This window comes from Deinococcota bacterium (assembly GCA_030858465.1).
Taxonomy (GTDB): Bacteria; Deinococcota; Deinococci; order Deinococcales; family Trueperaceae; genus JALZLY01.
This window is the reverse complement of the sequence record JALZLY010000282.1, coordinates 1-13,405: the sequence shown is the minus strand read 5'-3', so window position 1 is coordinate 13,405 and position 13,405 is coordinate 1. Positions and strand designations below refer to the sequence as shown.

The window sequence follows — 13,405 nt, the reverse complement described above, 5'->3', positions numbered from 1 at the left end:
CATCGCTGTTTGGCTGACTTTCCGCCCCCTTTCATCATCTCGTGGTTCTCGATTGGAGGCAAGCTTTCTCGTCCTGGACGGTGTTAATAAAATACGTTAAAGTAAACTTGCACTAGCGGAATGTGGGTTTAAGCGCTTGCCCGACGCTAATCTTGCGTTGCTCCAGGTCCTGTGGAATAAGCTCATCGACGAGCTCACCAATCCCGAGTTCGTCAAACATGCCTGCGACCAAACCTAAGTGCTCCAACGTCTCGCTCTTGTATGTTTCGCTCATGGCTTAGCAAAGTGCCCGGCGATAGCGGGTATGGCACGCCTTAATTCTGAAATCGGCAAAAGAGGGGGCGGAATGTCGGATGGAACCTCCTCGAGCTGGCCTTCAGCCTAACAGTAAGACAGAACCGTTTTCTTATCTCAGGCGCTTACTCAGAGTTTGTTGTTTTCCCTCGAGGCCCTTCCTTGCCCGGCGGCGAGCAAGCCGAGACCCAGCCCCAGCGCCCCGGCGAGCGCCAGCGCCCGGGCGTTCACCGCGGCTTAAGGCTTGAGCACGACCTTGATACAGCTGTCCTCCTTGTGCTTGAAGGTTTCGTAGGCCTGCGGCGCCTCCTCCAGCGACATCGTGTGGGTGATGATGAAGGAGGGGTCGATCTCGCCCTCTTCGATGCGCGATAGCAGCGGGCGCAGGTACTTGTGCACGTGGGTCTGGCCCATCTTGAAGGTGAGGCCCTTGTTGAAGGCCGCGCCGATGTTGAGCTTGTCGAGAAAGCCGCCGTAGACCCCGGCCAAGGAGACGGTGCCGCCCTTGCGGCAGACCTGGATCGCCTCGCGCAGGACCAGAGGACGCTCGGTCTGGAGCCGGGCCGACTGCTTGACCTTGTCGTAGAGTGCGAGGGCGCCGGTGCCGTGCGCCTCCATGCCCACGGCGTCGATGCAGGCGTCGGGGCCGCGCCCGCCGGTCATCTCCTTGAGGGCCTGGATGACGTGGACCTCTTCGTAGTTCATCACCTCGGCCCGGCTGTGCGTCGCAGCCATCCTCAGCCGCTCGGGAAAGCGGTCGATGGCGATGACCCGCTCCGCGCCCAGCATAAAGGCGCTCTGGATAGCGAACTGCCCGACCGGACCGCAGCCCCAGACGGCCACGGTGTCGCCCCTTTGGATGTGGCAGTTTTCCGCCGCCATATAGCCAGTAGGGAGGATGTCGGTCAGGAACAGCACCTGCTCGTCTGACAGGCTCTCGGGAACCTTCATCGGCCCCACGTCGGCGAAGGGCACCCGCACGTATTCAGCCTGGCCGCCGGCATAGCCGCCCATCAGGTGCGAATAGCCGAAGATGCCCGCGGGCGCGTGGCCGTAGAAGGCCTCGGCCAGGCCCGCGTTGGGGTTGGAGTTGTCGCACAAGGACCACATCTCGCGCTCGCAGAAAAAGCAACTTCCGCAGGCGATGGGGAAGGGCACCACCACCCGGTCGCCGACAGCGAGGTTGGTGATCGCGCTGCCTATCTCGACGACCTCGCCCATGAACTCGTGGCCGAGGATGTCGCCCTTTTTCATGGTAGGGATGAAGCCGTCGTAGAGGTGCAGATCGGAGCCACAGATGGCCGTCGAGCTCACCCTGACGATAGCGTCGCGGGGATTCAAGATCTCGGGGTCGGGTACCGTCTCGACGCTGACGTTATTGACGCCGCTCCAAAGAGCGGCCCTCACCGGATTTCCCGAGGAGTGCTTGCTTCGGGAATGCTTGCTTCCGCGCGCCTTTGCGCCAGATAGCGCACGGCCAGGAGGCTCAGCAGGCTGAACCCGACGGTCTGAGCGAGGACTGCTGACAGCGCGGCGGGCTCAGCCGCTCGCAGGGTCAGCGGGACGAGGCTGAGGGCGCCGCTGAAGAGATGGACGCTCTGCTCGAGCAGGAAGGGACGGATGACCACAAGTTTTCCTCCTTGATGGCCGGCCATTGTGACGAGCGGGTGTGACGAGCGGGTGTGACGAGCGGGCCGGCTGCGCTCCCAAGGCTCGAGAGGCTGAGGCTGCCGAGGGTCTAAAGGTTTAGGAGCCGCGAAAGGTTTAGGGCCTGCGCCGCAACGCGGTGGCCCAGAGCGCGACGAGGCCGAGCTCCGCCGCCGCGTCGAGGAGATAGACGCGCGAGATGCGCCGCTTGCTCACATAGGTCACGTCGATGGCGCTCAGAAAGGCCGCACTGCCCATGGCCAGACTCGTGGTCTCGGGGCCGACGCGGCCGCGCAAACCGGCCAGGGTGAGCACGCCGCCGACCACGGCGATGAGCCCGCCGACGGTCTTGACCAGCCAGAGGTCGGTCTTGGGCCCCGTCACCCGCTGAAAGCTGCGCATGTCTACGAGCGGCCACAGCCCGGTGGCGAGGTAGAAGGGGCCCTGGACGAGCGCGGGCAGGCGCCCGCCGCCCCCCGTCCGCGCCGCTCCGCGGGAGCGCCGCACCTCAGTCCCTGCCGCGTCCCGAGGGCTGCCCGCGCGTGGTGGCGACCTCGCCGGCTTCCATGAGCGCCTTGAAGCGCGAGAGGTCGTCGCCTACTTGCATCTCGGGCTCCTCGCCGAAGAGCTTGGCGATGGCCGCGCCAAGCGCGCCGGCCGGCGGCCGGTAGGCGAGCGACACCCTGACCTCGGTGCCGCGCCCGCCCGGCGCGGGAGCAAAGCGCACCGAGCCGGCGTTGGCCACGTCCGCGCCAGGGAGCGAGCGCCAGGCGATGAACTCGCCGTCCTTCTCCTCGGTTACCTCGGCGTCCCATTCGACGCTCTGGCCCAAAGGCGCCTTGGCGACCCAGTGCGAGCGGCCGCCCTGGGTCTTGACCGACTCGAGGTGGTTCATGAAGCGGGGCAGGTTCTCGAAGTCGCGCCAGAAACGGTAGAGCTCAGCGGCAGGCTTGTTGATGGTGACGGACTTGTCGACCTCGAGGCCGCGCTCGCCTGCCACCGCCCGGTCGCCTCTCGGGGTGGTCATGGCCTTCGCCAAGGGCCGCTGGCCGGTGGCGCCGCGGTAGAAGAGATAGCCGCCCAGCAGGGCCACGACCGTTCCCGCCGTGCTCCGGCGAGTCAGCCCCAAGACGGCCAGCGTGCCGCCGAGCATGGCCGACACCCAGCGCTCCATGTCGCCGAGGGACGGTTCGCGCCTAGCTCCTTCGCTCCGCCTGGGTTGGTGAGGCTTCACGTCCACAGTCCACTTTTCCGACACGTTTTCCGACATGGTCCACCTTTCTGAGCCAAGAGCAGTGGCTCGAGGTCACTGTAAAACTGCCTTCAGCATAGCGGGGCCCTCGTAGCGCCTTTCTTACACCCCTGCTCTTTCACCCTTGCGCGCTCTTTGAGTGCTCACGCTGCTCGCGGGTGGACATCGCGTGGACATCACAGGGTCCGCGAGTAGACAGGCAAAAACCACCGAAAGAGACACGAAAAAAGGCCACCGAAAAAGGCCGGGCTCTCTTTGGCCCGGCCTGGTGCTTGCACGTCGCCTGCTAGCTTATCGCCTTGACGGTGTATTCGACGGTCTTACTGCCGATGGCGACCTTGAAGCTGTCGCCGGGCTTCTTGCCCAAAAGCGCCTTGCCGAGCGGCGACTCGTCCGAGATGCGCGGAATCTCGCCCTCCAAGACGCTCGCCTCGATGGGCGAGACGAGCTGGACCTCCAAGTCCTCGCCGCCCTTGCTCTCTTGCCCCTTGCCCTCTTGTAGGGTGATGATGGCGCCCAGGTCCACCTTGTCGACCTTGTGCGAGTCGATGATGATGGCGCGGGCGAGCTGGTCCTCGATGTCGTCGATGCGCTGCTCGAGCCGGGCCTTCTCGCGCTTGGCGTCCTCCAAGCCCGAGTCATCGTAGTCGTCCGACGAGCCGGTCAGCTCGCGCAGGATGCGGGTGGCCTCTTCCAGCCGCGTGTACTCCTGCTGCAAGCTGTTCTGGAGACGGTCATAGCCTTCTTGGGTCAAGCGAACTTCTCTGGTCACGTTTCCTCCTCGGTTGTTTATCCTGTTGTTTGCATCTTCGGTGCCTGAGCCGACATTGCAGCACGGCCACAACGGCCGTGACGGGCTTGGGTGATGCTCTGGATGATACTCTAGAGCCCTGCCCTAAGCGTTCAAAACAGCGTTATTCTAGCCTAGACGCAGGACTTTGGCTAGAGGCCCCGGCTCAGCGTCTTGCGGGCGGCGCCGAAGTCTCGGCCTGGAGCGTCGGGCTATAATCGTTGCTTGGCAGAAGGCTGAGCAGAAGGCCGAGCAGAAGGCCGTCAGCCCAGCTCGAGCAGGACCCACCCTGAGCAGGACCCACCCTGAGCAGGACCGAGGAGTGACACCATGACGATGAAAAGAACCCCTATTCCCATGACCGCCAAAGGCCTGGACAAGATCAAAAAGGAGCTTCATTACCTCATCGAGGAAAGGCGCCAGGAGCTCATCGAGTACATGGGCTCGGCACTCGCCGACGGCGATCTGCGCGAGAGCGCCGCCTACGACGAGGCGCGCATGCTGCAGAGCGCCAACGAGGCTAGAATCGCCGACCTAGAAGAGCTGATCAGCCGCGCGGTCGTCGTCGAGCAGGATTTGGACGGTCCCGCCGTGGCCCAACTGGGCGCGACCCTGGACCTGGAGGAGACATCCGGCGAGAAGTCCACCTTTCACCTCGTCGGCACCCACGAGGCGGACATCTTGGAAAATCGTATCTCCGACGAGTCGCCCCTGGGCCAGGCCCTGATGGGCAAGAGGTCCGGCGACACCGTCAAGGTCAAGATGGGCCGGCGCGAGGTCAGCTACAGCGTGGTGAACGTGCGCTTCGAGTAGGCAGGAGTGCCGTCCAAAAACCGAGTGGAGGAATAAAGGAATAGACGAAAGAATAAAGAATGAGGCCTGGTAACGACAGCAGGCCTCTTCGCAAGTGTTGTAACAGCCGTTGTCTAGTCCAAAGTCTAGTCTAAAAAGTCTCTCAGCTTGCGGGTGCGCGACTCGTGGTACTTGAGCTTGCGCAAGGCCTTGTTCTCGATCTGGCGGATGCGCTCGCGCGTCACCCCGAAGTAGGCGCCGACCTCTTCCAAAGTGTGCTCGCGGCCGTCGACCAGGCCCTTGCGCAGCTTTAGGACCATCGCCTCGCGCTCGGTCAGCTTGCCGAGAGCCTTGTCGAGCTCTTCGGAAAGCAGCGTCTTGCTGGCCTGCTCGACCGGCGACTCGACGCCCTCGTCGGGTATGAAGTCGCCGTAGAAGGAGTCCTTCTCGTCGCCGATGGGGGTTTCCAGCGAGACCGGCTCCTGCGAAACCTTGAAGACCTCCTCGACCTTTTCGGCGTTCCAGCCGGGACCCATCGCCTCGGCGATCTCGTCGTAGGAGGCCTCGCGGGAGAGCTCCTGCTGGAGCTGCCGGGCGGTGCGGGTCAGTTTGTTGATGGTCTCGACCATGTGCACGGGGATGCGAATCGTCCTCGCCTGGTCGGCGATGGCGCGGTTGATCGCCTGGCGGATCCACCAGGTCGCGTAGGTGCTGAACTTGTAGCGGCGGCGGTACTCGAACTTCTCGACGGCGCGAATGAGGCCCTGGTTGCCCTCCTGGATGAGGTCCAAAAAGGAGAGGCCGCGGCCGGTGTACTTTTTGGCGATCGAGACGACCAGGCGCAAGTTGGCCTCGATGAGGTGCTGCCGGGCCATGTCGCCGTCCTCTTTGACGCGCATGAGGCCGCGCTTGCTGCGCTCGGGCAGCTCCTCGCCCTCGCTGGCCAGGCGCTTCTGGGCGGCTTCGCCGTCCTCGATGCGCCGGGCGAGGTCGATCTCTTCCTCGAGGGTGAGCAGGTTGACGCGGCCGATCTCGTGGAGGTACTGGCGCACCGGGTCGTTGGTGGAGAGGCGGCTGCCCGCCATCAGCTCGGCGCGCGCCTCCATCTCCTCGCGCTCCTCGCGTTCGTCGACCTCATCGGCCTCGTCGTCCAAGGCGTCGAAGTCGTCCAAGTCGTTGAAGCCTTCGTCGTCGATGATCTCGTCTTCGGCGAGGTCGGCGATCTCGACGCCCTCCTTCTGCAAGAGCTGCATGAGGTCCTCAAAGCCCTCCCCCTCGCCAGGCTCGCGCCCCATGCCCTCAAAGGCCTTGCTGAGCGCGTTGGTGGCCTCTTCGGTGTTGAGGGAGCCCTGGCTCTTGCCGGTGGCGATGAGTCCCTGGATCTCAGCGGTGTTTTGCCAGCCCGGGCTGGGCGTCGCCACGGCTTCCGTGCCCTTGGCCGGCGCGGCCTTCTTGGCGGGCTTGGGGGGCTGCTTGGTCTCGGCTTTTTTGCTGCTTGCGTTTGTCGCCACATTGCCTCCTAGCGGCTCAGAGCGGTCAGCGTGAAAGGGTGCGGTGAGCCTGCGGCTGCACTGAAGTTATGGTGGGCTGGCGCGCCGGCCTGGGCGCGCTTGCGTTTGGGTGCTTGGATAGGGCTCTTGGACGCTGCTTGCGAGGCGGCAAGGGCCCTAGCATCGACCGTCTATTGTAGCATACCTCGGCGCGGCCAGATAGCCCGGCTGGAACATGAATCGGCGGCCCAATCCAGGGTCACGGGGCCTCACGGTGGGGTTCTTGGGCCAAAGCTTCTCGTCAAGCCCGCACCGAGCGCGCATCCTTTCAGCGAAGCCCCCTTTACCCTGATGTCACGCTTCTCATGGCCCTCGCCTGATAGATTGAGGCCGTGCTGAGACTTGCGCTTGTCGTTCTGGTGGCGGTGCTGGGGGTGCTGGCGGTGGTGGCCCTCCTGCCGGGGCGGCCGCAGCTCGTGCCCGACTCGAGCGTTCGCCTAGAACGCGTCAACTTGAACCTCTACCCCGAGGCCGACCCGGGGGCGCGCTGGCGCTTCGCGGCGCTAGCGCTGGACTACTCGCCCAACAGCCGCGAGTCGGTGCTCCACGAGGTCACCGAGGGCCTGCGCCTGGTGGACGGCGAAAGCGACTTCACGCTCTGCGCGGACGAGGCTGTCATCGACAGCCGCGACAACCTGCGCAGCCAGAGGATCTTCGTGCATTTTTTGGGCGAGAACATCGACATGGAGATGCAGGGCGACGGTGTCCGTCCCGTCCTCATCAACCAGGACGCGGGACGCTTCGAGATCCCGCGGCTCAACTACAGCGGCGAGGGCTTGGGCGAAAACTCAGGCGACGACGCCTACGCCGACTTCGACCTCGCCGACTTTCAGGTGAGCAACCCCCGCAATCAGTACATCGACGGCGAGAGCCTCTACACAAGGGAGAACCCATGTCCAGAACCCTAAGCCCAGTCCTCGCCGTGCTCGTCTGCGCCGCGCTCCTCAGCGTGGGCGCTCAGGAGCCAGCGGCACAGGACCAGGAGGCGCGGCGCATCATCACCATCGAGGCGGTGGGCGGCTCGTCCTCCGGCAACATCCGCACCGGACCCATCACCTTTACCCATCCCGAGCCCGAGGGTGTGGTGGCGACCGTCTCCACCCTGACCATCTACGGCCAGCAGGCTACCCTGCGCGCGCCCGAGGGTGTGGCCATCAACCAGGCGCAAGGCCAGCGCACCGCCTCCTTTGAGGATGGCGTGCGCGTCGTCCGGGGCCGGCTGAGTGCCACCGGCCCGGCCCTCGTCTACAACGAGGAGAGTGGCCGCGGCGTCCTGAACGGCCCGGCGCAGGTCACCGTGAACCCGCGTGAGGAGGACGACGACGAGGTCGAGATCGCCGCCGACGAGGTAGACTTCGACGTCGATACCGACACCAGCACCAGTCGCGGCAACGTGACCTTGGTCAGCGGCAACAGCAGCGCCGAGGCCGAGGAGATCGTCTTCGAGGAGGAGCGCGAGCTGGCGCGGCTGCGCGATGAGGCCGGTCAGGTGACCGTCGTCCGCCAGAGCGAGGACGGCCTTCTTACCATCACCGCCGACGAGATTCGCGTGCTGACCGCCGACAACCGCCTCCTGGCGCGGGGCAACGTGACCTTGACGAGCGGCAACACCACCAGCACCGGTGACACCGTCTACTTCGACGACGAGGCCGCCCGGGCCGAGATCATCGGCAGCCCGGCGCGCGCCGCCAACGAGGTGGAGGGCTTTACGATCAGCGGCGGGCGCATCGAGCAGCTCACCGACTTGGACGTGGTCGAGCTCTTAGACGGCCCGCCCGGCTTCGAGGAGGATACCTTCGACCTGACGTTCGAGCAGTCCTAACCGGTGCGCTCTCTCGTCCCGGCCGCGCTCGTCCTGTTCCTCCTCGGCGCCGCCTTTGCCCTCGAGCAGGGCGGTGGGGCCGCCCCGGCCGGGGACCCGCCGGCTGAGGACGCCGCGGATGAGGATGTGCCGGCTGAAGACGCGCCGGGAGAGGGGACGGACCTACCCGGTGAGGACGCGCCGGCTGAAGACGCGCCGGTTGAAGACGCGCCGGTTGAAGGCGTGGCAGGTGAGGACGTGGCAGGTGAGGACGTGCCAGGTGAGGACGTGCCAGGTGAGGACGCCCCGACACCGGAGCAGAACCAGGAGGTCGTCTCCTCCTTGAGCATCCGCCGGGGCGAGCGCACCATCTTGGTCAACCAGTACGCGCCCGGCGAGGCGGGCGGGCGCTTCATCCTGCGCAACCCCGGCTGCGAGGAGGAGAGGCGCGTGAGCACCGTCTACGCGCCCGAGCCCTACCTCGTGGAGACGCTCGTGGGCGAGATGCGCATCCTCTCGAGGATAGTTCTGGAAAAGCAGCCGGAGGAGGGCCAGGAGAGAACGCAGCTCGAGATGATCGACGCTGGCCTGGAGATCGACGAGCGGCGCTGCCCCCAGAACATCACCCCGACGGGCGAAGCCGGCGTCAGCATCGTCGAGGGGCGCAGCACCGTGAGGGGCAGCCACCTCCTCTACGACAACGCCACCGGCCTCGGCACGCTGGTCGGAACGCCGGAGGTGCCGGTCACGCTCGAGCGCGAGGCGGAAGGCGAGAGCGAGCGGCTCAGTGCGCGGGCCGACGGCATGGCCTTCAATGTGGACGACGACAACACCCTCCTGCGCGGCAACGTCACCGTCGAGTCGGGCGCGCGGGTCAGCGAGGCCGGCGAGTTCGAGTACGACGAGACCTCGAACATCGCCTTTTTGCGCGGTAGCCCCGAGGCGCCGGCCACCAGCCGCGAGGGCGCGGACGTGGTCTCGGGCGAGCTCATCGAGTACGACCTCAGCACCAACGACGTCGTCGTCACCGGCTCGGTCAGCGGCACCATCCAGATCGACCCTCAGGGCCAGATCGACCCTCAGGGCCAGATCGACCCTTAGGGCCTAAGGATCTAAGCCCTCAGCGTCTAAGCCTCGAGCCAGGCCAGGAGCGGCGCGCGCAGGCGGGTCAGGCCCTTGTAGCGGAGCAGGTCGTCGTCCATCGAGCGGAGCGCAGCGGCCAGCCTCCGCTTGCGCTCGTCTGTGCTGAGCACCTCGGCGAGCGGCCTGACGCTCACGCGGATGGTGAAGAGGCAGCGCTGCAGCGCGGGCAGGGCGCAAGTCGTCTGCCGCTCGACGCGGAGGAAGACCCGCGAGCCGAACCGCGCGGGGTCCTTCAGCACCTCTTCGGGCAGCGTGTTCTCGGGATAGTCGGGCAGAGCCGGGTTGTGGTCGAGCCTGGGATCGGTGACGAGGCCCCAGGTGTAGCGGACGAAGGGCCCCTTGCTGAAGAGCGCCTTCATCACCCGCCGCGCCGAGGCCAGCAAGGGCGCGTTATGCGCCACCGGCGCGTGGATCTGCGCGTAACCGAGGCCGGCATTCTCGGCGGGGCGCCAGTGACTGGGAAAACAGACGTGCAGCAGTTCGGCGCCGTGCGTTTGGGCCTCGCCGCGCATGATCACGAAGTCCTCCTGCACGGTGAGCGCCAGCGCGTCGGCCAGGCGGAGAACGCCGCGCTGCGCCGAAAGCCAGCGGGCGGCGCGTTCGCCCAAGGCGGCCAGCGGCGCGTCCGGGTCCGTCCTCACATTCCCCGCTGGGTCGAGCTCGAGCCCTGAGGCCTTGAGGGCGACCTTTTCCTGCTCGATCTCCACCAACTCGGGGTGTTCCTCGGCGAGCAGGGCGAAGACCTGTCGCAAAGCTTCGCTCAGGCCCGCCTCGTCACAGCCCGCGTGCAGACGGCGGCAGTGGGCCGCGTGCCCTTCCAGTTGCGCCAGCTTGCGCTCGAGGTAGTGTTCCAAGGCGTCGTCGATCTGAAAGTGCCCCCGTTCGACGCGGCCGAAGAGCTCACCGCCGAGGCGGTGCATGTCAGGCACTACCCGGTAGCGCTCGGTCACCGGAAAGGGCAGGTCCGGCGGCGGCAAGACCATGCCCGATCCGCTCATCCGCCCCGCTCAGGCCTTGGGCAGGTCGAGCACCAGGAGGCCCTCGCGCAGATGCGCCTGACCCCGTTCGCGCACGACCTCGCCGGGCAGGGTGACGCTGCGCTGGAAGTGGCCGCTGGGCCGCTCGGTCATGAGCAGGAGGGGCCCGTTGTCGCCGTCACCATAAGGCTCGCGGATGCCGGCGATGGTCAGCTCGCGGCCCAAGATGGCGACCTCGAGGTCGTCTTGGCGCACGCCCGGCACCTCGGCGATGAGACGGTAGGCGTCACCGGTGTCCAAAAGGTCTAGCCTGGGGCTCAGGCCGTCGTCCGGCAGCTGAAGTTCCTGGCTCAGCGAGGTGATGCGTTCGCGCAGGTTGAGAAGCTGCCGCAGGTCGGAAGTCGTGTCGAGTTCCATGGGGGGAGTCTAGCACCTCGCGGTGACAGCTTTGTTGCTGTTCTGTTACTGTCCTGTCACTGTCCTGTCACTGTTCTGTTACTGTGAATGGCCTTGACTGAGAAAACTCCAACCGAGACCCTACCCGAGAAAACCTCGCTCCTTTCCGTCCCCGTGCTCGCCGGTCCCACCGCCTCGGGCAAGAGCGGCGCCGCCCTCGAGCTGGCTGCGCGTTTCCCGCTGGAGATCGTCTCCGCCGACGCCATGCTGGTCTACCGGGGGATGGACGTCGGCACGGCCAAGCCGACCCCCGCGGAGCGGGCGCGGGTGCCGCACCACCTCATCGACGTGGTCCGGCCCGACCAGCCCTTCAGCGTTGCCAGCTACATCCGGCTGGCCGAGGCGGCGATAGCGGACGTGCTGGCGCGGGGCCAGAGGCCGCTCGTCGTCGGCGGCACGGGCTTTTACATCCGCGCGCTGGCGCAGGGCCTGCCCACCGTGCCCCCGGCCGACCCGGAAGCTCAGGCCGAGCTGTGGGAGATCGTCGAGAAGCAGGGCTTAGAGCCCCTCCTGCGCGAGCTCGAGGCCGCCAGCCCCGAGGATGCGCTTCGGGCGCAGCGCAATCCCCGGCGGGTGCTGCGGGCCGTGGAGATCCTCCGCCGGACGGGCCAGCCGCCGAGCTCCTTCCCGGTGACCCCGCCGCGCTTTCGCTATAGCGAGGTGGCGCTCTTGCCGGGGCTGGACAGGCTCGAGCCGAGGATCGAGGCGCGCCTCGCGGCGATGTTTCAAGAGGGTCTGGTGGACGAGGTGGCGCGGCTCATCGCCCGCTATCCGAGCCGCCCCACCGCCACGCAGGCCATCGGCTACAAGGAGATCGCCGACTTTTTGGAGGGCCGCCTTAGCCTGGCGGAGGCAGGGGCGGCGGTGCGACTAGCGACGCTGCGCTACGCCAAGCGCCAGCGCACCTGGCTCAGGAAGAAAGCGGGCGCGCGCATCCTAAAGGTCTGCGCGGACGAGGTCTTGGATGAACTTGCCATTTGGCTCGAGCGTCTATAATGCTCGAGCTATGACCCTAGCCAGCTACCGCATCCGCCGCTACGAACCGGGCGACCTGGCGGCCGCCTACCGCATCTGCTTGAAGACCGGCGACTCGGGCGAGGACGCCAGCCGTCTCTACGGCGACCCCGAGCTGCTCGGCCACCTCTACGCCGGACCCTATCTCGTCCTCGAGCCCGAGCTGGCCTTTATGCTCAACGACGAAGGTATGCTTGGCGACGAGAGCGGCGTCTGCGGCTACATCCTGGGCGCGCTCGACACGGGGCGCTACCACCGGGCTTACCTGGAGCGCTGGCTGCCCGCACTCCAGGCGCGCTACCCCGACCCGGAGGGAGGCCCCGAGAGCTGGACGCCCGACGAGCGCATCCGGCACCTGCTCCACCATCCCCGGCTCGAGCTGCCCGAGGCCGCCCACGACTACCCCTCGCACCTGCACATCGATCTCCTGCCCCGCGCCCAGGGCCGAGGCGACGGCAGGCGGCTCATGGACCGCTTCTTGGACGAGTTGAGGGCGCGAGGCTCGAGGGGCGTACATCTCGGCGTGGGCGCGCGAAACAGCCGCGCCCAGCGCTTTTATCATGCGTACGGCTTCACCGAGCTGTCGCGCCAGGACTGGGGCGTCACCTTCGGCATGAAACTATGACCGGCGTAGCAGGCCGTCACGTGGGCCTTGAGATGCAGGTGAGCGTGTGACAGTCTTGTGACGGTGCGGGCATGACGGGACAAACGTGAAACTGCCCGGCGCAGAACACGCCTACATTCCACCAGCAAAGCTGGAAAATTATTTGTTGTCGCTAATCCATCCGCTTGGCAAGTCAAAAGCCAAGCTTCTACGTGCTGCCGGCTTCGATAGCAAGAGCGCGAATGTGTTGGCACGCCATCTGTTGACTATCGCCTCTTCGGAAGAGGTGCAGGAGAGTGTACTGACACCCTATGGGATGAAATACCTCGTTGATGGCAGCATCCGAACACCGCTGGGCAAGTCACTGCTCTTGCGCACCGTCTGGATCGTGGAAAGAGGTGAAACTAAGCCGCGCTTCGTGACGGCATATCCTCTATAATGGCATAAAGGGGCTGTGGTGATTCAAGAGCTGGACCTGGTGGTTCTAAACCGAGATGTTGAAGAACACGGCTTACAGGCCGGTGATCTTGGAGCCGTGGTGCATTGCTATCGGGACAGGCAAGCCTTTGAGGTCGAGTTTGTGACGGCCGAAGGAAGAACCATCGCCCTGCTGACCCTTGGTGAGGAGGAGATTCGCCCTTTAAAAGGCAAAGAGATCCTCCACGTCAGAGAGGTCGCCTGATCTGGCGCTGACTAGGCTCAGCCGCCGGTTCCGACCTTGTCGCCCTTTTTTTCCTGCTTGTCCTTTTTGCGCCCGAAGAACCCCTTGATGTGCCCCAACAGCCCTTCCGGCTCCTCGACGGCCTCGCCGGTCTCCTCGGCGTAGGCTAAGAGCAGCTCTCTCGCCTTGGGGCTGAGGCTACCGGGTACGCGCACGGTGGTGGTGACGATCAGATCGCCCATGCCGAGCTGACGGAGCCGGGGCATGCCCTTGCCGCGCAGCCTGAACTCGCTGCCCGGCTGGGTGCCGGGGGGAACGGTGAGCGGCTCTAGCCCGTCAAGGGTGGGAACCGTGAAGGCGCAGCCGAGCGCGGCCTGGGCCAAGCCAAGTTCCAGGGTGTAGATCACGTTGTACCCCTAAAAAA

Annotated in this window: 18 protein-coding genes; 8 read left to right on the top strand and 10 right to left on the bottom strand. The window is 65.7% G+C overall.

Annotated elements, in window-relative coordinates; all coding sequences use genetic code 11:
• Nucleotides 1-112: 112 nt before the first annotated feature.
• The 6 genes from M3498_14235 to M3498_14210 form a co-directional block, all read right to left on the bottom strand.
• Nucleotides 113-274, bottom strand: a complete 162-nt coding sequence (locus M3498_14235; GenBank protein ID MDQ3460437.1) for a DUF4277 domain-containing protein — start codon at nucleotides 272-274, stop codon at nucleotides 113-115.
• A 257-nt stretch (nucleotides 275-531) separates the two neighbouring features.
• Nucleotides 532-1,701 (bottom strand): glutathione-dependent formaldehyde dehydrogenase, encoded by a 1,170-nt coding sequence (locus tag M3498_14230; GenBank protein ID MDQ3460436.1) that lies wholly within the window; start codon nucleotides 1,699-1,701, stop codon nucleotides 532-534.
• Complete coding sequence (locus tag M3498_14225) at nucleotides 1,698-1,922, bottom strand: hypothetical protein (protein MDQ3460435.1); 225 nt, start codon at nucleotides 1,920-1,922, stop codon at nucleotides 1,698-1,700. Before M3498_14225 ends, M3498_14230 begins: the two co-directional genes overlap by 4 nt.
• 136 nt (nucleotides 1,923-2,058) lie before the next feature.
• Nucleotides 2,059-2,448 (bottom strand): hypothetical protein, encoded by a 390-nt coding sequence (locus tag M3498_14220; GenBank protein ID MDQ3460434.1) that lies wholly within the window; start codon nucleotides 2,446-2,448, stop codon nucleotides 2,059-2,061.
• A gap of 1 nt (nucleotide 2,449) precedes the next feature.
• Complete coding sequence (locus M3498_14215) at nucleotides 2,450-3,115, bottom strand: SRPBCC family protein (GenBank protein ID MDQ3460433.1); 666 nt, start codon at nucleotides 3,113-3,115, stop codon at nucleotides 2,450-2,452.
• Between the two features lie 364 nt (nucleotides 3,116-3,479).
• Nucleotides 3,480-3,965, bottom strand: a complete 486-nt coding sequence (locus M3498_14210) for a GreA/GreB family elongation factor (GenBank protein MDQ3460432.1) — start codon at nucleotides 3,963-3,965, stop codon at nucleotides 3,480-3,482.
• Nucleotides 3,966-4,319: 354 nt separating this feature from the next.
• On the opposite strand from M3498_14210, the gene M3498_14205 reads away from it, so the two are divergent.
• A complete protein-coding gene (locus M3498_14205) occupies nucleotides 4,320-4,796 on the top strand; it encodes a transcription elongation factor GreA (protein ID MDQ3460431.1) in 477 nt (158 codons plus the stop codon).
• Between the two features lie 125 nt (nucleotides 4,797-4,921).
• Here M3498_14205 and rpoD read toward each other — a convergent pair whose 3' ends face one another.
• Nucleotides 4,922-6,286 carry an RNA polymerase sigma factor RpoD gene (rpoD, locus tag M3498_14200; GenBank protein ID MDQ3460430.1) on the bottom strand — a complete coding sequence of 455 codons (1,365 nt, stop codon included), beginning with the start codon at nucleotides 6,284-6,286 and terminating at the stop codon, nucleotides 4,922-4,924.
• Between the two features lie 371 nt (nucleotides 6,287-6,657).
• Between rpoD and M3498_14195 the strand changes: the two genes are divergently transcribed.
• The 3 genes from M3498_14195 to M3498_14185 are packed head-to-tail and all read left to right on the top strand — an operon-like array spanning nucleotide 6,658 to nucleotide 9,227.
• Nucleotides 6,658-7,233, top strand: a complete 576-nt coding sequence (locus M3498_14195; protein ID MDQ3460429.1) for a hypothetical protein — start codon at nucleotides 6,658-6,660, stop codon at nucleotides 7,231-7,233.
• Nucleotides 7,218-8,147 (top strand): OstA family protein, encoded by a 930-nt coding sequence (locus tag M3498_14190; GenBank protein MDQ3460428.1) that lies wholly within the window; start codon nucleotides 7,218-7,220, stop codon nucleotides 8,145-8,147. Before M3498_14195 ends, M3498_14190 begins: the two co-directional genes overlap by 16 nt.
• 3 nt (nucleotides 8,148-8,150) lie before the next feature.
• Entirely contained in the window at nucleotides 8,151-9,227 is a 1,077-nt protein-coding gene (locus M3498_14185; protein MDQ3460427.1) for a hypothetical protein, read from the top strand.
• 26 nt (nucleotides 9,228-9,253) lie between these two features.
• Here M3498_14185 and M3498_14180 read toward each other — a convergent pair whose 3' ends face one another.
• A complete protein-coding gene (locus M3498_14180; protein MDQ3460426.1) occupies nucleotides 9,254-10,267 on the bottom strand; it encodes a DUF3445 domain-containing protein in 1,014 nt (337 codons plus the stop codon).
• Between the two features lie 9 nt (nucleotides 10,268-10,276).
• Entirely contained in the window at nucleotides 10,277-10,663 is a 387-nt protein-coding gene (locus tag M3498_14175) for an Hsp20/alpha crystallin family protein (GenBank protein ID MDQ3460425.1), read from the bottom strand.
• Between the two features lie 87 nt (nucleotides 10,664-10,750).
• On the opposite strand from M3498_14175, the gene miaA reads away from it, so the two are divergent.
• From miaA to M3498_14155, 4 genes are all read left to right on the top strand, one after another.
• Nucleotides 10,751-11,698: a tRNA (adenosine(37)-N6)-dimethylallyltransferase MiaA gene (miaA, locus tag M3498_14170; protein MDQ3460424.1), complete on the top strand. Its 948-nt coding sequence runs from the start codon at nucleotides 10,751-10,753 to the stop codon at nucleotides 11,696-11,698.
• A 10-nt stretch (nucleotides 11,699-11,708) separates the two neighbouring features.
• Nucleotides 11,709-12,341, top strand: coding sequence for a GNAT family N-acetyltransferase (locus M3498_14165; protein ID MDQ3460423.1), 633 nt, complete (start codon nucleotides 11,709-11,711; stop codon nucleotides 12,339-12,341).
• A gap of 85 nt (nucleotides 12,342-12,426) precedes the next feature.
• Complete coding sequence (locus tag M3498_14160; GenBank protein MDQ3460422.1) at nucleotides 12,427-12,759, top strand: hypothetical protein; 333 nt, start codon at nucleotides 12,427-12,429, stop codon at nucleotides 12,757-12,759.
• A gap of 18 nt (nucleotides 12,760-12,777) precedes the next feature.
• On the top strand, nucleotides 12,778-13,002 hold the full coding sequence (locus tag M3498_14155; protein ID MDQ3460421.1) for a DUF4926 domain-containing protein: 225 nt from the start codon (nucleotides 12,778-12,780) through the stop codon (nucleotides 13,000-13,002).
• 17 nt (nucleotides 13,003-13,019) lie between these two features.
• On the opposite strand, the gene M3498_14150 is transcribed toward M3498_14155, so the two are convergent.
• Nucleotides 13,020-13,388, bottom strand: a complete 369-nt coding sequence (locus tag M3498_14150; GenBank protein ID MDQ3460420.1) for a hypothetical protein — start codon at nucleotides 13,386-13,388, stop codon at nucleotides 13,020-13,022.
• Between the last annotated feature and the right edge of the window lie 17 nt (nucleotides 13,389-13,405).

Coding starts and splice junctions, on each gene's coding strand:
- M3498_14235 (MDQ3460437.1), bottom strand. CDS start 274: ATGAGCGAAACATACAAGAGCGAGACGTTGGAGCACTTAGGTTTGGTC.
- M3498_14215 (MDQ3460433.1), bottom strand. CDS start 3,115: ATGGAGCGCTGGGTGTCGGCCATGCTCGGCGGCACGCTGGCCGTCTTG.
- M3498_14190 (MDQ3460428.1), top strand. CDS start 7,218: ATGTCCAGAACCCTAAGCCCAGTCCTCGCCGTGCTCGTCTGCGCCGCG.
- M3498_14165 (MDQ3460423.1), top strand. CDS start 11,709: ATGACCCTAGCCAGCTACCGCATCCGCCGCTACGAACCGGGCGACCTG.
- miaA (MDQ3460424.1), top strand. CDS start 10,751: ATGGCCTTGACTGAGAAAACTCCAACCGAGACCCTACCCGAGAAAACC.
- M3498_14205 (MDQ3460431.1), top strand. CDS start 4,320: ATGAAAAGAACCCCTATTCCCATGACCGCCAAAGGCCTGGACAAGATC.
- M3498_14180 (MDQ3460426.1), bottom strand. CDS start 10,267: ATGAGCGGATCGGGCATGGTCTTGCCGCCGCCGGACCTGCCCTTTCCG.
- M3498_14175 (MDQ3460425.1), bottom strand. CDS start 10,663: ATGGAACTCGACACGACTTCCGACCTGCGGCAGCTTCTCAACCTGCGC.